Here is a 20,262-nt window from a genome sequence, read left to right on the forward strand (position 1 = left end):
GGGGTCAGCGGCCGTGCCGCCCGCCGCTCACCGTCCGGCGCCGGGCCGACAGGAACAGGGCCGACGCACCCAGCGCGAGCGCTGCCGCGCCGCCGATCGCGACGTACGGGGTGCTGCCGTCACCGCCGGTCTCGGCGAGGTTCGCGGTGGCACCGGCGGCCTTCGGCCGGTTGGGCGCGGCGGCGGCCGCCTCCGGCTCGTCGGAGGTGGCGTCCTCCGGGGCCGCGGCGGGCTCCGCCGAGGTGCTGGGGTCGTCGTCGCCGTGCCCGCCGTGCTCGATCGTCGACTTGTCGTTGCCCTGCTCGATCTGCTCCTCGGTGGGAGCGGAGGCGGACGGGGCGGGCGCGGCACCGCCGCCGGACGGCGCCTCCTCGCCCGCCGGCTCCGCGCCCCCGGCCGCGGCACCGCCGCCGAAGCTCACGTCCGAGCAGGAGTAGAACGCCTCCGGGCTGTCCGAGCGCTGCCAGACCGCGTACAGCACGTGCTTGCCGGACCGCTCGGGCAAGCTGCCGGAGAAGGTGTAGAAGCCGCCCGCCGCCGCCGGGTCGGTGGACGTCGCCACCGGGTTCTGCAGGTCGAGGTCGCCCCAGGCGAGCGGCTCGGCCGGGTCGTAGCCGGGCTTGGTGATGTAGACCTTGAACGTGCCCTTGTGAGGGGCCGTCACGCGGTATTTGAAGGTGAGCCCGCCGCTCTTCACCGCGGTCGCCGGCCAGTCGGCGCGGGCCAGGTCGAGCCCCTTGAACTGCTCGTTGCCCGCGCTGCACAGCTTGCCGTCCGGTATGAGCTGCTGGTGCCGCCCTGCCGCGTCGCCGATGCGGATGCCGTTCCAGTCGTAGAGGGCCTGCGTGCCGCCCGCCGCGACCGCCGCCTTGCAGGCGGCCGACTTCGGGCTCTCGGGCCCCTCGGCGTAGCACTGCGAGACCCGGCTGACCGGGTCGCCCATCGAACCGTGCGCGGCCGCCGGGGCGGCGGTCAGCGCGGTGAGGGCGAGCGGGAGGGCGCCGAGGGTGGCGACGCTGGCTGCCGTACGGCGTGCGGGCATGCGGGGACTCCTCGAAACGGTGCGTGGATCAGGGCCGGGCCCGAACGGGCCGAATCCCGTGGGGTGATCCGAAGCTAACCCCCGAGGAGCGGGAAATCGCCTGCTGAGGACGGGGGGAGGAGATCCTTATGGTCGCGTTAAGGGAGTGCTCAGACTGGCATCAGGTAGGCGCCGTCACGGCAGGGCGGACGACGGCACCGACGGGTCAGCCCTCCGGCCACCATGTGCGCGCGATGTCCTTGCGGACCTCCGGGCGCCCGGCGGGGCGCTCGTCGGCCTCCTCGCGGATCCGGCGGACGTCCGTCTTCTTCAGGGGCTTCTGCACGGTCACACGGCGCATGGCTGCCTCCTTCAGGGTCTACCGGGTTCCGCGTTCTCACGGAGGTAGACCTTTCGGGGGACAGTTCCTCATCGCTCCTGGTCTGTCTGTGGCCGCAGTCACGAATCGGGTGTCAGTGGCGGGTGTCACTCTTGGGCCCATGACCCACGACAGTGACGGCATGACCTCGGCGAACGACGGCGGCGCCGTGGACTGGGACGCGCAGGCCGCCGTCTTCGACGAGCAGCCGGACCACGGGCTGCGCGACCCCGCCGTGCGCCGCGCCTGGGCGCACCGGCTGCGCGCCTGGCTGCCCCGGCGCGCGGGGGACGTCCTCGACCTCGGCTGCGGCACCGGCAGCCTGTCACTTCTCGCCGCCGAGCAGGGACACCGCGTGACGGGCGTGGACCTCTCCCCGGCGATGGTGCGCCTCGCCCGCCAGAAGCCGGCCGGCCGTGACGCCGTGTTCCTCGTCGGTGACGCCGCGGCACCGCCGATCGGGGAGCGGCGCTTCGACGCCGTGCTGGTCCGGCACGTCCTGTGGACCCTGCCCGATCCGGCCCGCGTTCTGCGGCACTGGTGCGGACTGCTGCGGCCGGGCGGACGGCTCGTGCTGGTCGAGGGCGTGTGGGGGAGCGTCACGCCGGTGGGCATACCGGCGGAGCGGCTCACCGCCCTCCTCGCCCCGGTCGCCGGGCGGGTGCGCGTCGAGCGGCTGTCGGACGACGCGTCCCTGTGGGGCGGGGAGGTGACGGACGAACGGTACGCGCTGGTCGTGCCGGTGCCGTGAGGGACGGTCGTGCGGCGCTCTTGGCGCGGGTACCGCCAGTGACCGACGCGGGGCGCTCGTGGCGACGGTGCCGTGAGGGACCGACGCCAGACGCTCGTCGCGCGGGTGCGGTGCGCCGCGGTCAGGCCAGCAGCGCCGTGAAGTCGCCGCCGCGGGCCAGGGACTCCAGCTCGTCGAGCGCCGCCAGCGCGGCCCGGGCCGCCTCGGGGTCCGTCCCGGCGAGACCGCTCGCCGCGAACTCGTCCTCGTCCAGACGCCGTACGTCCGTGCCGTCGGCCGAGCGCCACAGGTCCAGGTCCAGGTCCTCCACCACCAGTTCGGCGCCGGACCGGACGGCCGGGCGGGTGACGTCGCAGTACCAGCCCTTCAGCGTGCCCGCGGCGGAGCGGACCTCCTTGACCGCGTACCAGCGGTCGCGCCAGTAGTGCTCGGTGAAGACGTCCCCGGGCTCGAAGCGGACGAAGCCGAAGTCGCGCACGCCCGCACCCGCCCACGGGGCACGGACGGCGACCCGGGTGCCGTCGTCCGCCAGGAGCTCGGCGGCGTAACGGATCTTGGTGCGGCCCGCCTTGACGAGCACGACGTCCAGCCGCTGGGGGCGGTCAGCCGAGTGCGCGGACATACCGCACCTCCGTCGCGGCGACCTCGTAGCCGAACCACTTGTTGATGGCGATCATCGGTTCGTTGCCCGTGTCGTTGCCGGTGAACGCCTCCGTGCAGCCCGCGGCGAGGGCCCGGTGCAGGGAGTCGTTCTTGGCGAGCTTCGCCAGGCCCCGGCCGCGGAAGTCCCGGGCGGTGCCGGTCATGGCGGTCCCGTAGCGGGTGCCGTCCGTGTGGGCCACGCTGAAGGCGGCCGGCCTGCCGTCGACGACGGCGACCGTGGTCAGGTCGCGGTTCAGCAGCGGGTGCCGCCAGTTCTCGTCAAGCCACGCCTCGTAGTCGGTGAACTCGGCGTCGATGTCGCCCGGTTCGTCCGCCACCACCTCCGCGTCCAGGGCGAACAGCGGGCGCGGGTCGTCCGCGAAGTCGGCGGCGGTGCGCAGCTCCACGCCGGCCGGCGGGTCCTGGCGGGGCGGCAGGGTGCCGGACGTCAGGTCGAGGCGGAGGAAGAAGGCGGACCGGCTGGCCCGGAAGCCGTGCCGCTCGGCGAAGGCGCGGTTGCCCGGCTCGTCCAGCACCCAGGCGAACAGCTTCGTGACGCCCAGCGCGGTGAGACGCTCCTCGGCGGTGCGCAGCAGGAGCGAACCGGCACCGCGGTGCCTGCGGTCGGGGCGCACGTAGATGTTGGCGGAACCCTGGCCGGGCTCCGGGCTCTCGTGGGCGACACTGACCTGTGCCGTGCCGATGATCTCCCCGTCCTCCTCGGCGACGAGCTGGGTGAAGTGGGCGTCCGGGTGGGCGTGGGTCAGGGTGTGCACCACGGACTCGGGCGTGGAGAGCAGGTAGGGCAGGGCGAGGCGGCGGGTGGCGGAGAAGCCCTCGGCGTCGGCTCGGACGTCGGGTCGCAGGTCGCGCACGATCACGGTCATGGAGGCGCACGGTACGCCGGGGCGTGCCCCGGGTGCCTCTCATTTTCCGTCCCGTGCGGGACAATCGGCCCTGTGACCTTGAAGATCGACATCGACGACAGCGCCCCGCCGTACGAGCAGGTGCGGGCGCGGATCTCCGAGCAGGCGCGGTCGGGCGAACTGCCGGTGGGCTACCGGCTGCCGACCGTGCGCGGGCTGGCCGAGTCGCTGGGCCTCGCGGCGAACACGGTCGCGAAGGCGTACCGCGCGCTGGAGGCGGACGGGGTGATCGAGACGCGGGGCCGCAACGGCACGTTCGTGGCCGCCGCCGGCGCGGCGGCCGAGCGGGAGCTGGCGGCGGCCGCCCAGGCGTACGCCGAGCGGGCCCGGCGCCTGGGGCAGGGAGAGGACGCGGCACTGGCCGCGGTGCGCGACGCCCTCCGGGCGGCCCACGGCCGATGAGGGCGACACCGCCGGGCGTGCCCCTCAGACGCGAACCAGGTGCTGTGGCGTCCGGGTGATGTCCAGGCCCGCCGACCTGCCCGCCCGCGCGAACGCCATCGCGTCCGCCACGGCCGCGCCGCCCGGGTCGTTGTTGAAGTACGCGTAGACGTCCTCGCCGCCCGGCCAGGTCGTGGCGACGCGGTCGAGCCAGGTGGCCAGGGAGCGGCGGCCGTAGCGGGGTCACGGCCGGGCGCGGCCCTGGTGGAAGCGGACGTACCCCCAGTCGGCCGTGCGCCACAGCGGCGTCGCGGGCCGGGCCAGGACGTCGGCCCAGCACAGGGCGGCGCCCCGGGCCTCCAGAACCGCGCGGACCTCCGGCGTCCACCAGGAGTCGTGGCGCGGCTCGACCGCGACCCGGGCCGAGGCCGGGAAGCAGGCCAGACAGGCGTCGAGCAGGCCCGGGTCGGCGCGCAGGTTGGGCGGAAGCTGCAGCAGGACCGGGCCGAGGCGGTCACCGAGGCCCGCGGCGTGGGTCATCAGCCGGTGCACCGGCTCCTCGGGTTCCTTGAGCCGCTTGATGTGGGTCAGATAGCGGCTCGCCTTGACCGCCACGACGAAGTCCGGCGGCACCCGGTTCCGCCAGTCCTCGAAGGTCTCCCGGGACGGCAGCCGGTAGAAGGCGTTGTTGATCTCGACGGTGGCGAAGTGCCCCGCGTACTCCTCCAGCCAGAGCCGTACCGGCAGCCCGGACGGGTACAGGACGTCCCGCCAGTCCTTGTACTGCCACCCGGACGTGCCGACGAACAGGGTCATGGATCCATCAAAACACCGGCGGGCGGCGACCTCCTACAGATACAGGCCCGCGTCGGCGTCCCCGCGCGGCTCGGGCAGGGACGTCGGGGACGTGCCCCGGCGCAGCGCGTACAGCTCCGCCAGGGTGGCGCCCTCGCGGCCGACGCCGTCCTCGCGGCCCAGCCAGTTCACCGCCTCCGCACGGGTCAGCGGGCCCACCTCGATCCGGGCGAGGCAGCGGCCGGGGCGGACGACCGCCGGGTGCAGGCGCTCCAGGTCCTCGTTGGTGGTGACGCCGACCAGGACGTTGCGTCCCTGGCCGAGCAGACCGTCGGTCAGGTTCAGCAGCCGCGACAGGGCCTGGCCCGCCGTGTGCTTGGCCTCGCCGCGGATCAGCTCGTCGCAGTCCTCCAGGAGCAGCAGCCGCCAGCGGCCCTTGCCGGTCGCGTCCTCCTCGCCGATGGCGATGTCCATGAGATAGCCGACGTCGGAGAAGAGCCGCTCGGGGTCGAGGACGCAGTCGACCTGGCACCAGTCGCGCCAGGACCGGGCGAGCGTGCGCAGCGCCGACGTCTTGCCCGTCCCCGGCGGGCCGTGCAGCAGGAGCAGCCGGCCGGCGATGTCCTCGGGGGTCGTCTTCATCAGCCGGTCCATGGCGTCGGCCACGGGCGCGGTGTAGTTGGGCCGGATCTCCTCCCAGGTGCCCGCCGCGATCTGGCGGGTCGTGCGGTGCGGGCCCCGCCGCGGCGAGACGTACCAGAAGCCCATCGTGACGTTCTCCGGCTGCGGTTCGGGCTCGTCCGCCGCGCCGTCCGTGGCCTGGTCGAGGATCGTGCGGGCCAGCTCCGCGCTGGTCGCGGTCACCGTGACGTCGGCGCCGCGGTTCCAGCGGGAGACCAGCAGCGTCCAGCCGTCGCCCTCCGCGAGCGTGGCGCTGCGGTCGTCGTCCCGGGCGACGCGCAGCACCCGGGCGCCGGACGGCATCAGGGCCGCCCCGGAGCGGACGCGGTCGATGTTCGCCGCGTGGGAGTACGGCTGCTCGCCCGTCGCGAAGCGGCCGAGGAACAGCGCGTCGACGACGTCGGACGGGGAGTCGGAGTCGTCGACGTTGAGCCGGATCGGCAGCGCTTCGTGCGGGTTGTCAGGCATGCGGACATGATCCGGCACGGGCGCGCCGCGTGCACCCCGTTTCCGGGTGCACGCGGCATGTCGCCCGGGTCCGGGTCAGCCGCCGGGGCGGACGAGGAGCCGGCGCGCTCGCCGGGTCCTGCGGACCACCGCGTACCCCTGGGTCAGGACCCGGTCCCGGGCGAACGTCCGGGCGATCGCGCGCCCCTCGACGATCCGCTCGAACTCCTCGACGCCCGTGCTCCGGCGCACGGTCACCCGCCGCAGGGCGTACGGCCCCTGCGCCCGGCGCGCCAGGGCGTTGCCGACGGCCAGGGCCTGGGCGTAGCCCGTCTCGCGCACCGCCTGCCGGACCCGGCGGCTGGAGTAGCCGTACGGGTAGGCGAACGAGGCCGGCACGGTGCCCAGCTGGTCCGAGACGATCTCCTTGCAGTGGATCAGCTCGAACCGCAGGGTGGCGTCGGAGACCTGGTCGAGCTGCGGGTGGCTGTGGCTGTGCCCGCCGATCTCCACGCCCGCCGCGGCGAGTTCGCGTACCTGGTCCCAGTCGAGCATGGTGTCCAGGCCGCCACCGGTGTCGTACGGGCCCCTGAGCCAGCCGGTCGAGACGAACAGGGTGGCCGGGAAGCCGTGCTCGGCCAGGGCGGGCAGGGCGTGCCGGTGCACGCCCTCGTAGCCGTCGTCGAAGGTGATGAGGACCGGCCGGCCGGGCAGCGGGCGCCCGGAGCGCCAGCGGGCCGCGAGGTCGGCCGTGGTGAGCGGGGTCAGTCCCCGGTCCGCCAGCACCGCCATCTGCTCGGCGAAGGCCTGCGGGGTCACGGACAGGGCGCGGGTCGTCTCGTTCGGTTCGGTGGCGACCGCGTGGTACATCAGGATCGGTACACGGGTGTCGTCACTCACGGGCCGTCACCTCCACCCGGGGCACCTGGAAGGTGGTGCCGCCGCGGCGGGCCCGGACGCTGCCGACGACGTACCCGCCCGCCGCCGTGAGCACCCCGGCCACGATCGCGCCCGCCCGTCCCGCGCCTCCGGGCCGGGCCAGCAGGGCGTCCCGCAGCCCCCGGGCCACCCCGGCCGGCAGTACGCGGGTGGCGTACCGGCGTTCGGACTCCAGGCCCTTGTCCGCGCCGACGCTGCGGGCCACCAGGGCCTTGGACAGGCCCTCGGCGTAGGCGCGCGTGCGGAAGTAGCGGAAGTGCTCGCGGACCTCGGGCACCCGGTGGTGGATCACCGCGCGATCGTCGATCAGCAGCACCGCGTCGGGCCGGGCGCGGCTGAGGCGGATGCACAGTTCCGTCTCCTCGCAGCCCAGTGGGCGCTTGTCGCCGTCCCTGCCGATGCCGGTGGCGAAGCCCCCTGCCGCGTCGAAGGCGCTGCGCCGGAACGAGGCGTTGCCGCCCAGCACGTTGCGCACCCGGACCCGGCCGCGCGGCAGGCCCCGGTAGGTGCAGCCGACCACCCAGTCGAACTCCTCGGGGAACCAGTCGGGGCGCCGCCCCGACGCCCACACCGGCACCGTGCGCCCGCCGACCGCCAGCACCCGCGGGTCCTCGTACGCCTCGGCGAAGTGCCGCAGCCAGTCCCGCTCGGCCACGGCGTCGTCGTCGAGGAACGCCACGACCTCGCCGCGCGCGGCGGCGATGCCGGTGTTGCGGCCGGCGGACAGGCCGCGGGGGCCCGCGTTGGCGAGCACCCGCACCTCGCCGGCTTCCTTGTACTCCCTGCCGAGCCGGTCCAGCAGGGCCTGGTTGTGGTCGACGACCAGCAGTGTCTCCAGGGCCGGGCGGGACTGCGCCCGCACCGAGGAGACCGCCGCGAGGATGTCCTCCCAGCGGTCCTCGGTGTAGGCACAGATCACGACGGAGACGCCGGGACCGCTCAACGCGCCTCTCCCCGGACGGCGTCGAGCATCGCAGAGCGGTCCGAACGGCGGCGCAGCGCCCGGCGGTTGGAGCGCTCGTGCAGGATCACCCGCAGCACCCGCAGCCCGTCGCGCACGGCCCGCAGGTTGCTGGTGCCGTGGATGCGCAGGTACTCGTGGCTCGGGATCTCCTGCACCTTCAGCCCGGCCTTGACCACCCGGATGTTCATCAGGGTCTCGACCTCGAAGCCGGTGCAGTCCAGGTCGATCTTGTCGAGGCAGTGCCGCCAGAAGGCGTTGTAGCCGTAGCACAGGTCGGTGTAGCGGGCGCCGAACTTGCGGTTGACCACCGTGCACAACGCCCAGTTGCCGAGCTTGCGGATGAAGGTCATGTCGTCGGTGCCACCGCCGTTGGCGAAGCGGGAGCCCTTGGCGAAGTCGGCGCCCGAGACCAGGGCGGAGACGTAGGAGAGGATCTCGCCGCCGTCGGCCGAGCCGTCGGCGTCGACCATCACGATGATGTCGCCGGTGCAGGCCTGGAACCCGGTGATCAGGGCGTCGCCCTTGCCCTTGCCGCGCTGCTCGACCACCTTGACCTCGGGCCACAGCTCGCGGGCGACCTGGACGGTGCCGTCGGTGGAGTTGCCGTCGACCAGGACCACCTCATGGATCCAGTCGGGCAGGGTCTTGAAGACGTACGGAAGGTTCTCCGCCTCGTTCATGGCCGGGATGACCACGCTCACCGGCGGGGCGATCGCCAGGTGCGAGGAGACGGGCCGGTACTTGGCTGCGGTCGGCGGATGCTCGTCCGTCACGGCCGGCTGCAGAACTGAGCTCATGAGTCTGGTCCCTCTCGTCCGGTGGACCGCCCCCCCAGGGCAGTCCGGATCCAGTCCGGTTCGAAAGGGGGGTTCTCACCCGGGGCATGCCGAGATGGAACTTCGGCACGCGGGTGAGCTGGCAAAGCTGGCCGGCCCGGAAAACGGCAGCCGACCGCGCGGCACGGCCCGGAGACCGTTGCGGTCACCGAGCACGGCACCCCCCTACCGCGCCCCGCGCCGGTACGTCGCGGTCCTTGAGCCCTCCCCTGGAGCCGCGTACTGACGGACCGATGCGGGTGAGATGTATGACGGTATTGACGATTGAACCCGTATGGCAAGACCTGGAACGGCCTCTCACGTTTTTGTTGGTTTGGTCGTTGTGGGAGGCGCTTTGTGGGACGCAAAGTGAAAGGTTCCCGTCACATAAACGGCCGTTCCCCGACAGGCGTGTCATGCCTGCCGGGGAACGGTCGCTCAGACGTTCGTGTTTACGGGACGAGCTGCAGCAGCCGGTTCGGCGAGCCCGAACCCGCGCTCGTGACCTTGCCGGTGACGGCGCCGCTCACCAGGGCCGAGGCGACCTGGGCCGGGGTCGAGGAGGTGTGGCCGGCCAGGTAGACCGCCGCCGCGCCCGCGACGTGCGGGGTCGCCATCGAGGTGCCGGAGATGGTGTTGGTGGCGGTGTCGCTGGTGTGCCAGCCGGCCGTGATGGACGAGCCGGGGGCGAAGATGTCCAGGGCCGAGCCGTAGTTGGAGTAGCTCGCCTTGGCGTCGGTGCTGGTGGTGGCGCCCACCGTGATCGCCTCGGCGACGCGGGCCGGGGAGGACGAGGAGGCGGTGGTGCTGCTGTTGCCCGCGGCGACGGCGTAGGTGACGCCGCTGGCTATGGAGTTGCGGACGGCCGTGTCGAGGCTGGTGGAGGCGCCGCCGCCGAGCGACATGTTGGCGACCGAGGGGCCGGAGTGGTTGCGCGTCACCCAGTCGATGCCCGCGATCACGCCGGCCGTGGTGCCGGAGCCGCTGTTGTTCAGCACGCGCACGCCCACGATCTTCGCCTTCTTGGCGACGCCGTAGGTCGAGCCCGCGATCGTGGTGGCCACATGGGTGCCGTGGCCGTTGCCGTCGGAGGCGTTGGTGTCGCCGTCGACGGCGTCGTAGCCGTGCGCCGCACGGCCGCTGATCTGCTGGTGGGTGATGCGCACACCGGTGTCGATCACATAGACCGTCACACCGCTGCCCGCGCTGTCCGGGTAGGTGTAGGTGCCGGAGAGCGGGAGCGAGGGCTGGTCGATGCGGTCCAGGCCCCAAGGGGCGTTGGTCTGCGTGGCGGCGAGCGAGACACGCTGGTTCTGCTCGACGGAGGCCACCGCCGGGTCGGCGGCCAGCCGCCGTGCCTCGGCGGCGGAGAGTTCGGCGGAGTAGCCGTTCAGCGCCGCGCCGAACGTCTTCTCGACCGAGCCGCCGTACTTCTTGACAAGGCCCTTGGCCGCGGAAGAGGACGCCTTCAGCCCCGCGCTCTTCTTGAGCGTGACGATGTAGCTGTCCTTGATCGCTGCCGGGGAGTCCGCGGCGAGCACCCGGCCCTCGGCCGGGGCGGCCTGGGCGGGGACGGCGGTGAGTGCGCCGACGAGGGCGGCGGCCGCCGACAGGGTGATCGCGGCGGATCCGAGTCTCTTGCTACGCAGTTGTGCCATTACGAGGGAGTCCTCCTCTAGGCGGCGCGCGCCTGGGTGGGGCGCGCGTCGTGTGGGGGAGTGCGCGTGCTCGCGCACACGGCCGGGGAGCGTCGCGTTCCGCTCCCTGCCGGAGTAAAGCGTCGACCATCTACCGGGGTAGAACAAGGGAGTTGAACAGCCATCAACAAATCTGACATGAACACGCAACACGAGTGGCCGGATACGTGGTCACAGGCGTGGTGAACACGCCATGTGTCGTGAAAAGGGCCGAAACCCTTGGCATGGACACTTCCTGTCAACACGCGTAGCTGCTACCACGGTTGTGGCAGAGATCCTGCTAAAGGGAGGTTCCATGAGACGTTCCCGATTTGTCGTCCTCGTGAGCTCGCTCCTCCTCGCCGCCGGCACCGCCCTCACCGGCGCGGCCGCGGCGCAGGCGTCCTCACAAGCCGCAACTGGCGGATACGTGGCCCTCGGTGACTCGTATTCGTCCGGCGTCGGAGCCGGCAGCTACATCAGCTCCAGCGGCGACTGCAAGCGCAGCACGAAGGCCTTCCCCTACCTCTGGGCCGCCGCCAACTCACCCTCGACCTTCGATTTCACGGCCTGTTCCGGCGCCCGAACGGGTGATGTTCTGTCCGGGCAGCTCGGCCCCCTCACCACCGCCACCGCCCTCGTCTCCGTCAGCGTCGGCGGCAACGACGCCGGGTTCGCCGACGTCATGACGACCTGTGTGACCCAGTCCGACAGTGCCTGCATCTCCCGCATCAACACCGCCCGCGCCTACGTCGACTCCACGCTGCCCGACAAGCTCGACAGCGTGTACTCGGCGATCCGCTCCAAGGCGCCCTCCGCCAAGGTCGTCGTCCTCGGCTACCCCCGCTTCTACCGGCTCGGCACCACCTGCCTCGGTCTGTCCGAGGCCAAGCGCAAGGCCATCAACGACGCCTCCGACCACCTGAACACCGCCATCGGCCAGCGCGCCGCGCAGCACGGCTTCGCCTTCGGTGACGTCCGCTCCACCTTCACCGGCCACGAGATCTGCTCCGGCGACTCCTGGCTGCACAGCGTCAACTGGCTGAACATCGGCGAGTCCTACCACCCGAAGGCCCCCGGCCAGTCGGGCGGCTATCTGCCCGTGCTCAACGCCAACGACTGACCGCTCAACCGGACCCGGACCCGCCGTCCGGGTCCCCTCCCGTGCCGGAGGGAGAGGGGGAGGCCCCGCCCGTCGGGGTCTCCGTCTCACACGTGATCGAGAACGGCACCGACTCGGACGTCGCCCGCACCGGCTCCTGCACCTCCACGCCGATCTCGTTCTCGACGGTGCCGGACTCCGCGCGCGTCGTGACCGTCACGCTGTCCTGCTTGGTCCGGCCGCCGCCCGCCGGGAACGACAGGGTGTGCCAGCCGCCGTCCAGCACCGAGCCGTCCCCGGTGACCCAGCGGTAGCGCACCTCGGCCGGCAGCCGCCCCACCGTGAGCGTCGCCGTGAACCTCGGCGCCCGCTCGTCCGGCGGCGGGCACGACCCGGTGTAGTCCGTGCGCGAGCCCTCCACGGCGACCCGCACCGACTGCGGCGGCGGACTGCTCCGCTCGCTCTCGCTCTCGCTCGGCGTCGGGGACGGACTGGACTTCCCGCTCCCCGTGTTCCGCGGCGGGTCCTTCGTCTCGGCGGGCGTACTCGCCCCCGCGCCCCGGTCGCCGCCCCCGTTCCCGTCCCTGTCGTTCAGCAGCGCGTACGTCAGCCCGCCCACCGCGAGCGCCAGCGCGATGACGCCCGCGACCAGCACCCGGCCGGCCCGCCGGTCGCGGTCCCGGGGGCCGTCCGGCGCCGTCGCGCCCGCGCCCGACGGCGCCGGCTGTCCCGGGAAGGGCATCGGCGGCGCCGGCGACGTCCGCGACGAGTCCGGGCGCGCCGCCACCGTCGGCGGAAACGGGACCGCCCGCACGGTGTCCGCACGGGGCGAGCCGCCCGCGCCGACCACCCGCAGCTCCCGCTCCGCCCGCTCGGCCGGCAGCCGCTGCTCGGGATCCTTGCGCAACAGCCCCTCGATCACCGGGGCGAGCGGCCCGGCCCGGTACGGCGGCGGCAGCTCCTCGTCGACGATCGCGCGCAGCGTGCTCAGCGGGGTGTCGTGACGGAAGGGCGAGTGACCCTCGACCGCCGCGTACAGCAGCACACCGAGCGACCACAGGTCCGACTCCGGGCCGGGCGTGCGCCCGAGCGCGCGCTCCGGAGCGAGGAACTCGGGGGAGCCGATCACCTCCCCGGTCATGGTCAGCGCCGAACTGCCCTCCACCATCGCGATGCCGAAGTCGGTGAGCACGATCCTGCCGTCGTTGGCGATCAGCACGTTGGCCGGCTTCACGTCCCGGTGCAGCACCCCGGCCTCGTGCGCGGCCCGCAGAGCGGCCAGCACCTCGGCGCCGACGTGCGCGGCCCGCTGCGGCGACAGGGGGCCCTCGGCGTCCAGCACCTCGGCCAGGGACAGGCCCCGGACCAGCTCCATGACGACCCAGGGCCGGCCCTCGTCCGTCGCCACGTCGTACACGGTGACCACGTTCCGGTTGGTGATCCGGGCCGCCGCCCACGCCTCACGCTCCAGCCGGGCGTACATCCGCTGGACGTCGTCGCCCCCGAGCCCGGCCGGGGCGCGCACCTCCTTGACGGCCACCTCGCGGTGCAGCAGCTCGTCGCGGGCGCGCCAGACCGTGCCCATGCCGCCCTCGCCGAGCGGTGCCAGGAGCCGGTAGCGGCCCGCGATCACCCGCTCATGGCCCGGTTCTTCGGACACGGCGCCCCCATTCGCAGCCGGGCGGAATCTCTCTGAGTTCTGTCTTCCCCGTGACGTCGGATTTCCTCACGAACGTAACTCAGCCCAGTGCGGATGCCGCCCCCTTGAACACGAGTCCGGCCCCGAGCACGACGACGGCGAAGGCCGATCCGAGGGGGGCGGTCCGGCGCACCAGGGCCGCCGCCGGGCCCGCCGTCCAGCGGGGGCGCCGGTCCAGCAGCCGGGTCATGCCGCTGCCCGCCTTGACGACGGCGTACCCGGCGGCGGTGAGGGTCAGGGCAAGGCCCACGCCGTAGGCCACGACGAGCAGCAGGCCGAACCAGGCCTGCCCGAGCGCCGCGGCGCCGACCAGCACCACCACGGCCGAGGGACTGGGCACGAGGCCGCCAGCGAAGCCCATGAGGATCGTGCCGCGCAGGGTCGGGGCCACGGGGTGACTGTGCGTGGACCCACCATGGGTGTGCTCGACCGCGTGGGGATGGGGGTGGGGGTGGGGGTGGTCGTGAGGGTGTTTGTGGGGGTGGTCGTGGCCATGGCTGTGGTCCGGGTGGTGGTCGTGCGAGTGAGGGTGATCCTCGTGGTCGTGGTCGTGGTCGTGGCCGGGGGTGTGGGGATGGGCGTGCGCGCGGCTGCGCAGGGCTCGGCGGACCAGGCTCGCGCCCGCCAGCGTGACCAGGACGCCGCTGGCGACACCGAGCCAGGCGATCACCGAGGGCGCCGCCGCCGAGCCGGCCGTGACCAGCAGGCCCAGGGCGACCACGCCGAGCGTGTGGGTGACCGTCACCGAGGCGGCCATCGGCAGCACGTCCTTCATGCGCGCCCGGCCGCCCCGGGCCGCCGCCGTCGCGGCCATGATGGTCTTTCCGTGTCCCGGTGCCAGCGCGTGCATCGCGCCGAGGACCACGGCGATGCCGAGGGCCAGGGCGGCGAAGCCCGCGGTGAGGTCGTGCCGGGCGACCAGCTCGTCCAGGGCGCGGGTCCAGCGGTCGGCGCCGCGCGGCAGCACCGAGGCGGCGGGGGCGTCCGGCTCCTCGTCCGCCAGGGCCGGGCCACCCGGGCGGATCCGCAGCGCGGCGGAGGCCGTGTCGGCCGGGGAGGACAGCAACTCCTCGGGGTATCGCGTCAGTTCGTCCGAGACCGACGTCTCCGGTACGTCCGAAGCGATGAGCGTCATACGGTCGCCGCGGGCCGTGATCTCCCGCCAGCCCGGCCCGGACGAGGCACCCGCGCCGCGGAAGCGGAGCGACACGGACTCCCGGTCCGCGGGCAGGGGAGCGGTCAGCTCGCACTCCACCCGGAGCGTGTCGAGCCCCGCCTGCCCGGGCCGCACGCGCGCGTGGCCGCGCCCGGCCGTCAGGGCGACCGGGCGGCCGTCGACGGTCACGCGGCTGTCCCCGGCGGCGCCGGCGCACCGCTCCCGGGCCCACCGTGCCAGGCCGAGGCGGTCGATCTCGGGCTTCGCCTGCGTCGCCGGGATCTCCGCCAGGTCCTCGACGTGCCGGACCCGGAGTTCGCCGGGCGTGGCGACCAGGCCGTCGTAGCGGTTGACGGTGAAGTTGCCCAGCGGGTGGGCGCTCGCCGTGGCGGCGGGCAGCAGGGTGAGCGCGGCGGCGGCCGTGAGGACGGCGGCGCCGGACGCGAACAGCCGGCGCACGATCACCGGGTCCCCTCCAGGTCGTCGAGTGCGGCACGGGCCTCGCGCGCGCCGAGGGGCGAGAAGCCGGGGTTCAGATCGAGCGCGGCCGTCAGATGCTCGCGGGCCGCGCGCTCGTTCCCGGTGGCGCGCTCGATGATCCCGCGGTGGTGGAGGAAGGCCGCGTTGCGGTAGCCGGTGGCGGTGGCCCGGCGGGCGTACGGCAGCGCCTCCTCGTCCCGGCCGTTGACGTGCAGGGCCCAGGCCAGGGCGTCGGCGGTGTGCACGCTGCGGCGGCGGTCCCACTCGGCGCGGGCGGCGCGCAGGGCCGCCTCGCGGTCACCGTGGTCGGCGGCGGCCAGGGCCGTGTCGAGGTCCGCGTTGACGCCGCCCGCCCGGGCCAGGGACGTCCAGGCGTCGACCAGGGCGTACTGGTCGCGGGCCCTGGCCCGGTCGCCGTCACCGCCGCGTGCCTCGTACAGCTCGCCGAGCGCGACGAGTGGGCCGGGCAGCGGAGAGCGCGCGACGACCTGCTCCAGGCCCCGCACGGCGGCTGCCCGGTCGCCCCGCGCCGCCTGGGCGCGTGCGCGGCCCTCCAGCGCGGGGAGGTAGGCGTCGTCGGCGGCGAGGGCGCGGGCGTAGTGGCCGAGGGCCGCCTCGTAGTCGCCCTGGTTCCACTCCAGCTGGCCGAGCGCGGTGGCCACGTACGCGACGTCGGCGGGGCTGCTCGCGGCGTCCAGGGCGCGCCGCAGCACGTCACGGGCCGTGCGGACGTCGCCGCGCAGCTCGTGCACGTACGCGTACCGCGTGAAGACCGGCACGCCGGGGCGCCGGTCGTCGGCGGTCCGGGCCGCCCCGGCGGCGTCGTCGTACCGGCCGAGTTCGACGAGCGCGTCGACACGGGTGCACAGGGCGCGTTCGTTGTAGGGGTTCTGCTCCAGTGCCCGGTCGGCGTCGGCCAGCGCACCGGGGAAGTCGTGCCGGGCGGCGGCGAGGGCGGCCCGCCCGGCGAGGGCCTGGTCGTTGCCCGGGCGGAGGGACAGGGAGCGCCGGAGGGCGCGTTCGGCCTGCGGGTAGCGCGAGGGGTCGCCCTTGAGGCGCGCCTGCTCCACGTAGGCGACCCCGAGCGTGGCCCAGCTGCCGAAGTCCCTCGGCTGGGCCCGGAGATGCCGTTGCAAGGACGTGACGGCCGAGTCGAGTTCGCCCCGGGCGAGGTCACCGGGCGACAGGGCCCCGGCGGCGGACACGGCGGCGACCCGCGGACCCTGTTCTCCCGCACCTCCGAAGGCCACGGCCCCACCGGTCAGCGCGACGGCCAGCAGCGCGGCGCAACCGGCCAGGTGAGCGGCCCGCCGGCGCCGCCCACGATCGGCGGCCCGCCGCAGCACGGCCACGCGCCGGTCGTCGTCCGCGCCGGCGTCCCGCCCGGCCCCGGCCCTCCCCGCGTCCGGGCCCCTGCCCTCGCCCGCCCCTGTGCCCGTCTCCGTGTCCGTGTCCGTCCCCGTGTCCGTCCCCGTGTCCGTCTTTGTCTCCGCCGTCGTGTCCCAGGCCGTCTCCGCCGCCGTGTCCGAGGTCGCCCCCGTGACCGTCTTCGTCTCCGCCGCCGTTTCCGCCGCCGTGTCCGAGGCCGTGTCCGAGCCCGTGTCCGGCGTCGCCCCCGCGGCCGGTGTCCCCTCGGTCGCGCCGTCCGACCGTGCCGCGGGCCGGGACGGCGGCTCGGAGCCCGGTCCGCCGGTCCCGGCTTCGGGAGCCGGCGACGGCGGCCGGCCGTCGCGCCTGCCCGGTGTGCTGTCGGTCGTACGCGGAGGCATGAACTCTCCTCGGTCGGATGTGCGGGAGGGGTGGCGCGGCCCGTGCCGTGGGGGCGTGGGGGACGGGCCGCGCCGGTCAGGAGGGGAACCGGTGACGTCAGTACGCCCGGTTCCGCATACGGCGCCACCACATCAGGGCCGCGCCGACCAGGACGATGCCGCCCGCGCCGGCGCCGGCGGACGCGGCGATCAGGCGTGTGTCGTCCGCGCCCTGCGCACCGGCCGGCTGGAGCGCGTCACCCAGCTGGCTGCGCACGTCGTTGCCGCCGTCCACGCCCTTGGCGAGCGGACCGCGCGAACCCTCGGTCGGCAGCGCGACATAGGGGAAGGACTTCTCGAACTCCTTGTCGTTCTTGTCGACCGCGTCCCCCAGGTCGTTCTTCGCGCCCAGCAGCTCGCCCTCGACCACCTGGAGCGAGGCGTCGATCACGTCGTCGGTGAGGCGGCGGCCGTTCGGGAAGCCCGCGGTGTCCCCGTCCAGCACCCCCAGCCGCTTGGGCTTCGCGGCCGGCTTGATGGAGGTGTTGAGCCGCAGCTGCTCCGAGGGCGTCACGTGCGGCGGCTGGTTGAGGTCCTTGACGCCCTTGAGGAAGACGTCGACCAGGTCGTTGCGCGGCTCGTCCGGGGCCGGGATCTTGTAGATCGCCTCGATGAGCTTCGGCAGCTCCGGGTTGGTGACGTTCTTCAGGAACTGGGCGTCGTCCCGGGGCGCGGACGCGTTGAACTTGTCCTTGTCCTTGAGCGGGTTGACGACCTCGTTGACCAGCGGGTTGCCCAGGCGCGAGACCTGCGAGAAGTAGCCCCGCGCGTTCTTGCGCTGGGTCGTGGACCAGATGCCGACCACCGGCTGGTCGTGCGACGAGGTGAGGAAGCTGTTGGGCACCTGCAGGGCTATGGAGTTGACGTTGTAGCCCTTGAGCGTGTCGTTGCCGACCTCGGAGAGGTTCCCGCCGTACAGCAGGTCGAAGACGCGCAGGTCCAGGAAGAACGGGTCATCGGCCTGCCCCGCGAACGTCTGGGCACCGCCGGCCAGCTTGTGCACCGCCTGCTTGCGCAGGGCGGCGTAGTCCGGCATCGACGCCTTGCCGACGTTCGACGGAGCCACCGGCACGTCGTCGGCGACCTTCGTCTTCGACACCGCCTTCAGGTGCCGCAGCTTGATCAGTTCGAGGTCGTACGTCTGCGTGATGTTGAGGTCGGGGTCGTCGAGGCTCTCGACCGGGCCGGTGTTGTAGAGGAACGTCTTGTCGTTCTTCGTGTGCGTGGTGAACGTGTACCGGAAGAGCAGGTCTTCCTGCGCGTCCCCGTCGCTGTCGATGCGCAGGTCGTACTGCGCGTCCTCGGCGAAGGTGAAGAAGTTGGGCCCGCCGGCCGGTTCCTCGAAGGGGATCCAGTTGGCGATGATGGTCGTCGTGTCCGGCTTGTCCGGGCTGACGAACGCGTACACGTCCGTGTTGTCGTACTGCGGGGTCCCCGAGATCAGCGGGGCCTCCCGGTGACTGGAGGCGGAGGCCGCCTCAGGTTCCAGCGCGGTCACACCGGCGGCCGCGAGCCCGCCGGCGGCCAGCGCACCACAGATCGCGGTCGCGATGCTCCTGCGTCCCGCACCGGTCCTGGAGATAGGTGTCATGCCGTCCGTCCTCCGTGCCAACTTGCCTGACACACACCCTTCGGAGCGCCCGGCGAAGCGGATTGGTCGAATCTCAAACGTTCTTACGGCGCGTCTGAAAAGTTGTTTCATCGCCGGCGACCCGCGTTTTCGGCGCGCTGATCCGTAACCCCGTCCGGAGGTGTGTGCGTTGCGAGTGCCTCGTGTGAGGGGACAGGCCCGGTGCGGCCTCGGAGAGGGGGACCGAGTGGAGGCGGACGAACTGCTGCTGCTCGTGGCGAGCGGGGACCAGAAGGCGTTCGAGGATCTGTACGGACTGGTGTCCGGCCCGGTGTTCGGGCTCGTACGGCGTGTGGTGCGCGACCCCGCCCAGTCGGAGGAGGTGGCTCAGGAAGTGCTGCTCGAACTGTGGCGGTCCGCAGCGAAGTTCGACCCGGGGCGCGGCAGCGCCATGTCCTGGGTCCTCACCCTCGCCCACCGCCGGGCCGTCGACCGGGTGCGCAGCGCCCGCGCGGCCGGGGAACGCGAACAGCGCGAGGCACTGCGCTCCGGCCAGCCGGCCTTCGACCACGTCACCGAGGAGGTCGAAGCGGGCCTGGAACGCGAGTGGGTGCGCCGCTGCCTGGACCGGCTCACGGTCCTGCAGCGCCAGTCCGTCACCCTCGCCTACTACGAGGGCTACACCTACCGCGAGGTGGCCGAGCAGCTCTCGCTGCCGCTCGGCACGGTCAAGACGCGGATGCGCGACGGGCTGACCCGGATGCGCGAGTGCCTGGGAGGCGTGGCATGAGCCTGTTCCGCCGCGAGGACCCGCACTCGCTCGCCGCGCCCTACGCGCTGGACGCCCTGGACCCCGCGGAGCGCGTCCGCTTCGAGAAGCACCTGAGGGACTGCGACCGCTGCGCGGCCGAGGTGCGCGCCCTGTCCGAGGACGCCGTCCGGCTCGCCTGGTCCACGGCCGCCCCGGCCCCGGCCGCGCTGCGCGACCGGGTGATGGCCGCCGTCCGCACGACACCGCAGGATCCCGCCCCGCGGGAAGCGGCGCACGAGACGGCACGCGCGCGTGCGCCGCAGCTGCCGCCGCACGTGTGGGGTGCCCAGCCACCGCCCCGGCAGCGGGCGCGGCGCCGCCTCCCGCTGTTCGTGCCGTTCGCCACGGCCACCGCCGCCGCGGCCCTGGTCGTCGCGTCGCTGTTCGCCGTGCAGGCGAACCGCACCCAGGACGAACTGGCCGCCGAGCGCGACCGGTCACGTGAGATCGCCCACGTTCTGGCCGCTCCGGACGCTCGTGCGAGCAGTGGACGGGACGGCCGGGGCCGCACGATCGGAGTGATCGCTTCCGCCACGGAGCGGAGCGCGGTGGTCACCCTCGGCGGATACGGCGCCCCGCCTGGCGGCCGCGTGCACCAGTTGTGGCTCATGCGCCCGGGCGCACCACCGCGCTCCCTGGGCCTCTTCGAGGGCGACACGCCGCTGGTCGCGACCGGTCTGGGCACCTCCGCGACCTCACTGGCCGTAACCGTCGAACCGGCCGGGGGATCGCCGCAGCCCACGTCGCAGCCGATCGTCCAACTCGGCCTGAAATCTGTTGGATTCGGAGAGTGATCGGAGATACATCGTCAACCCCCTTATGGGGAAGGTGAATCCTGTGACCGCGATACACGTGTGCCTGGACGGGGCGATAGGGTTAACCTGCCCGGGCCGGGTGGACTCGTACGGGTGGGGAGTGACATGGAACAGATAACAGTGCGCAGCAGGGCCAGGGTCCCTGCGATCACCTGCGGGAGCAGCGCGACCAGTTCGCGCCTCGACCGCCACCTCGCGGTGCTGGGCGGTCCCGCCGTCCCGCAGCGGGAGACGCTCGAGGCGACCTCGCTGATGCGTGAACTGACCGCGCGTCAGCCGCACGACCGCAGTGGCAGGGGCGCGCGCGTGCGTCGCGTCTCGCTGTTCGCGCCGCTGCGCCGGCTGCGCCGTTCCCTCTTCGGCAGCAGGTAGGGTCCCGCGCTCGGGCGGTCGCACCGCCCCCG

Annotated in this window: 19 protein-coding genes and 1 pseudogene; 6 read left to right on the top strand and 14 right to left on the bottom strand. The window is 73.5% G+C overall.

The genetic code is table 11. The features are described from left to right. Positions 1 to 4 precede the first annotated feature (4 nt). Together ACF07N_RS31740 and ACF07N_RS31745 are read right to left on the bottom strand one after the other, a co-directional pair. Positions 5 to 1,042, bottom strand: coding sequence for a lytic polysaccharide monooxygenase (locus tag ACF07N_RS31740; protein WP_392119653.1), 1,038 nt, complete (start codon positions 1,040 to 1,042; stop codon positions 5 to 7). 205 nt (positions 1,043 to 1,247) lie between these two features. Beyond that, positions 1,248 to 1,382 (bottom strand): hypothetical protein, encoded by a 135-nt coding sequence (locus tag ACF07N_RS31745; protein WP_383333769.1) that lies wholly within the window; start codon positions 1,380 to 1,382, stop codon positions 1,248 to 1,250. A gap of 139 nt (positions 1,383 to 1,521) precedes the next feature. Between ACF07N_RS31745 and ACF07N_RS31750 the strand changes: the two genes are divergently transcribed. After that, positions 1,522 to 2,151, top strand: a complete 630-nt coding sequence (locus tag ACF07N_RS31750) for a class I SAM-dependent methyltransferase (RefSeq protein WP_392119657.1) — start codon at positions 1,522 to 1,524, stop codon at positions 2,149 to 2,151. A gap of 121 nt (positions 2,152 to 2,272) precedes the next feature. On the opposite strand, the gene ACF07N_RS31755 is transcribed toward ACF07N_RS31750, so the two are convergent. Continuing rightward, on the bottom strand, positions 2,273 to 2,773 hold the full coding sequence (locus ACF07N_RS31755; protein ID WP_383333767.1) for a DUF402 domain-containing protein: 501 nt from the start codon (positions 2,771 to 2,773) through the stop codon (positions 2,273 to 2,275). Continuing rightward, the gene (locus ACF07N_RS31760) at positions 2,754 to 3,680 is read right to left on the bottom strand and encodes a GNAT family N-acetyltransferase (protein ID WP_392119660.1); all 927 of its coding nucleotides are present in this window, start codon (positions 3,678 to 3,680) and stop codon (positions 2,754 to 2,756) included. Before ACF07N_RS31760 ends, ACF07N_RS31755 begins: the two co-directional genes overlap by 20 nt. Before the next feature lie 72 nt (positions 3,681 to 3,752). Here ACF07N_RS31760 and ACF07N_RS31765 point away from each other — a divergent pair, with 72 nt between their 5' ends. After that, complete coding sequence (locus ACF07N_RS31765; RefSeq protein ID WP_383333763.1) at positions 3,753 to 4,121, top strand: GntR family transcriptional regulator; 369 nt, start codon at positions 3,753 to 3,755, stop codon at positions 4,119 to 4,121. Between the two features lie 24 nt (positions 4,122 to 4,145). Here the strand turns inward: ACF07N_RS31765 and ACF07N_RS31770 are convergent. The 6 genes and pseudogenes from ACF07N_RS31770 to ACF07N_RS31795 form a co-directional block, all read right to left on the bottom strand. Beyond that, positions 4,146 to 4,916: pseudogene (locus ACF07N_RS31770) on the bottom strand (DUF72 domain-containing protein). Positions 4,917 to 4,949: 33 nt separating this feature from the next. Further along, positions 4,950 to 6,044 carry a DUF5925 domain-containing protein gene (locus ACF07N_RS31775; RefSeq protein WP_383333759.1) on the bottom strand — a complete coding sequence of 365 codons (1,095 nt, stop codon included), beginning with the start codon at positions 6,042 to 6,044 and terminating at the stop codon, positions 4,950 to 4,952. Between the two features lie 75 nt (positions 6,045 to 6,119). Beyond that, positions 6,120 to 6,893, bottom strand: coding sequence for a polysaccharide deacetylase family protein (locus ACF07N_RS31780; RefSeq protein WP_392120108.1), 774 nt, complete (start codon positions 6,891 to 6,893; stop codon positions 6,120 to 6,122). Between the two features lie 22 nt (positions 6,894 to 6,915). After that, complete coding sequence (locus ACF07N_RS31785) at positions 6,916 to 7,905, bottom strand: glycosyltransferase family 2 protein (RefSeq protein WP_383347056.1); 990 nt, start codon at positions 7,903 to 7,905, stop codon at positions 6,916 to 6,918. Next, positions 7,902 to 8,723 carry a glycosyltransferase family 2 protein gene (locus tag ACF07N_RS31790; RefSeq protein ID WP_392119664.1) on the bottom strand — a complete coding sequence of 274 codons (822 nt, stop codon included), beginning with the start codon at positions 8,721 to 8,723 and terminating at the stop codon, positions 7,902 to 7,904. The genes ACF07N_RS31785 and ACF07N_RS31790 overlap by 4 nt, the downstream gene beginning before the upstream one ends. A gap of 470 nt (positions 8,724 to 9,193) precedes the next feature. Next, positions 9,194 to 10,399: a S8 family peptidase gene (locus tag ACF07N_RS31795; protein WP_392119667.1), complete on the bottom strand. Its 1,206-nt coding sequence runs from the start codon at positions 10,397 to 10,399 to the stop codon at positions 9,194 to 9,196. 334 nt (positions 10,400 to 10,733) lie between these two features. Between ACF07N_RS31795 and ACF07N_RS31800 the strand changes: the two genes are divergently transcribed. After that, positions 10,734 to 11,540 (top strand): SGNH/GDSL hydrolase family protein, encoded by an 807-nt coding sequence (locus ACF07N_RS31800; protein ID WP_392119669.1) that lies wholly within the window; start codon positions 10,734 to 10,736, stop codon positions 11,538 to 11,540. Positions 11,541 to 11,544: 4 nt separating this feature from the next. Here the strand turns inward: ACF07N_RS31800 and ACF07N_RS31805 are convergent, their stop codons facing one another. The 4 genes from ACF07N_RS31805 to ACF07N_RS31820 all read right to left on the bottom strand — a co-directional run bounded on the left by ACF07N_RS31805 (position 11,545) and on the right by ACF07N_RS31820 (position 18,253). Next, positions 11,545 to 13,179, bottom strand: coding sequence for a protein kinase (locus ACF07N_RS31805; RefSeq protein WP_392119672.1), 1,635 nt, complete (start codon positions 13,177 to 13,179; stop codon positions 11,545 to 11,547). 79 nt (positions 13,180 to 13,258) lie between these two features. Continuing rightward, positions 13,259 to 14,839 (bottom strand): nickel transporter, encoded by a 1,581-nt coding sequence (locus ACF07N_RS31810; protein ID WP_392119674.1) that lies wholly within the window; start codon positions 14,837 to 14,839, stop codon positions 13,259 to 13,261. Beyond that, complete coding sequence (locus tag ACF07N_RS31815; protein ID WP_392119676.1) at positions 14,836 to 16,623, bottom strand: hypothetical protein; 1,788 nt, start codon at positions 16,621 to 16,623, stop codon at positions 14,836 to 14,838. Before ACF07N_RS31815 ends, ACF07N_RS31810 begins: the two co-directional genes overlap by 4 nt. Before the next feature lie 97 nt (positions 16,624 to 16,720). Continuing rightward, positions 16,721 to 18,253, bottom strand: a complete 1,533-nt coding sequence (locus tag ACF07N_RS31820) for a DUF4331 domain-containing protein (protein ID WP_383333743.1) — start codon at positions 18,251 to 18,253, stop codon at positions 16,721 to 16,723. A gap of 226 nt (positions 18,254 to 18,479) precedes the next feature. Here ACF07N_RS31820 and ACF07N_RS31825 point away from each other — a divergent pair, with 226 nt between their 5' ends. The 3 genes from ACF07N_RS31825 (at position 18,480) to ACF07N_RS31835 (ending at position 20,230) form a co-directional block, all read left to right on the top strand. After that, on the top strand, positions 18,480 to 19,022 hold the full coding sequence (locus tag ACF07N_RS31825; protein ID WP_383333741.1) for a sigma-70 family RNA polymerase sigma factor: 543 nt from the start codon (positions 18,480 to 18,482) through the stop codon (positions 19,020 to 19,022). Next, the gene (locus ACF07N_RS31830; protein ID WP_392119680.1) at positions 19,019 to 19,837 is read left to right on the top strand and encodes an anti-sigma factor domain-containing protein; all 819 of its coding nucleotides are present in this window, start codon (positions 19,019 to 19,021) and stop codon (positions 19,835 to 19,837) included. The genes ACF07N_RS31825 and ACF07N_RS31830 overlap by 4 nt, the downstream gene beginning before the upstream one ends. 126 nt (positions 19,838 to 19,963) lie before the next feature. Further along, a complete protein-coding gene (locus tag ACF07N_RS31835; RefSeq protein ID WP_392119683.1) occupies positions 19,964 to 20,230 on the top strand; it encodes a hypothetical protein in 267 nt (88 codons plus the stop codon). The last annotated feature ends 32 nt before the right edge of the window (positions 20,231 to 20,262 follow it).

Origin of the sequence: Streptomyces sp. NPDC015242 (assembly GCF_043079125.1) — a bacterium.
Taxonomy (GTDB): Bacteria; Actinomycetota; Actinomycetes; order Streptomycetales; family Streptomycetaceae; genus Streptomyces.

What these genes read in the sequence shown, in the direction of transcription:
- ACF07N_RS31830 (WP_392119680.1), top strand. Translation starts at nt 19,019, where the DNA reads ATGAGCCTGTTCCGCCGCGAGGACCCGCACTCGCTCGCCGCGCCCTAC.
- ACF07N_RS31795 (WP_392119667.1), bottom strand. Translation starts at nt 10,399, where the DNA reads ATGGCACAACTGCGTAGCAAGAGACTCGGATCCGCCGCGATCACCCTG.
- ACF07N_RS31800 (WP_392119669.1), top strand. Translation starts at nt 10,734, where the DNA reads ATGAGACGTTCCCGATTTGTCGTCCTCGTGAGCTCGCTCCTCCTCGCC.
- ACF07N_RS31755 (WP_383333767.1), bottom strand. Translation starts at nt 2,773, where the DNA reads ATGTCCGCGCACTCGGCTGACCGCCCCCAGCGGCTGGACGTCGTGCTC.
- ACF07N_RS31835 (WP_392119683.1), top strand. Translation starts at nt 19,964, where the DNA reads ATGGAACAGATAACAGTGCGCAGCAGGGCCAGGGTCCCTGCGATCACC.
- ACF07N_RS31815 (WP_392119676.1), bottom strand. Translation starts at nt 16,623, where the DNA reads ATGCCTCCGCGTACGACCGACAGCACACCGGGCAGGCGCGACGGCCGG.
- ACF07N_RS31760 (WP_392119660.1), bottom strand. Translation starts at nt 3,680, where the DNA reads ATGACCGTGATCGTGCGCGACCTGCGACCCGACGTCCGAGCCGACGCC.
- ACF07N_RS31745 (WP_383333769.1), bottom strand. Translation starts at nt 1,382, where the DNA reads ATGCGCCGTGTGACCGTGCAGAAGCCCCTGAAGAAGACGGACGTCCGC.
- ACF07N_RS31740 (WP_392119653.1), bottom strand. Translation starts at nt 1,042, where the DNA reads ATGCCCGCACGCCGTACGGCAGCCAGCGTCGCCACCCTCGGCGCCCTC.
- ACF07N_RS31780 (WP_392120108.1), bottom strand. Translation starts at nt 6,893, where the DNA reads ATGTACCACGCGGTCGCCACCGAACCGAACGAGACGACCCGCGCCCTG.
- ACF07N_RS31750 (WP_392119657.1), top strand. Translation starts at nt 1,522, where the DNA reads ATGACCCACGACAGTGACGGCATGACCTCGGCGAACGACGGCGGCGCC.
- ACF07N_RS31820 (WP_383333743.1), bottom strand. Translation starts at nt 18,253, where the DNA reads ATGACACCTATCTCCAGGACCGGTGCGGGACGCAGGAGCATCGCGACC.
- ACF07N_RS31775 (WP_383333759.1), bottom strand. Translation starts at nt 6,044, where the DNA reads ATGCCTGACAACCCGCACGAAGCGCTGCCGATCCGGCTCAACGTCGAC.
- ACF07N_RS31790 (WP_392119664.1), bottom strand. Translation starts at nt 8,723, where the DNA reads ATGAGCTCAGTTCTGCAGCCGGCCGTGACGGACGAGCATCCGCCGACC.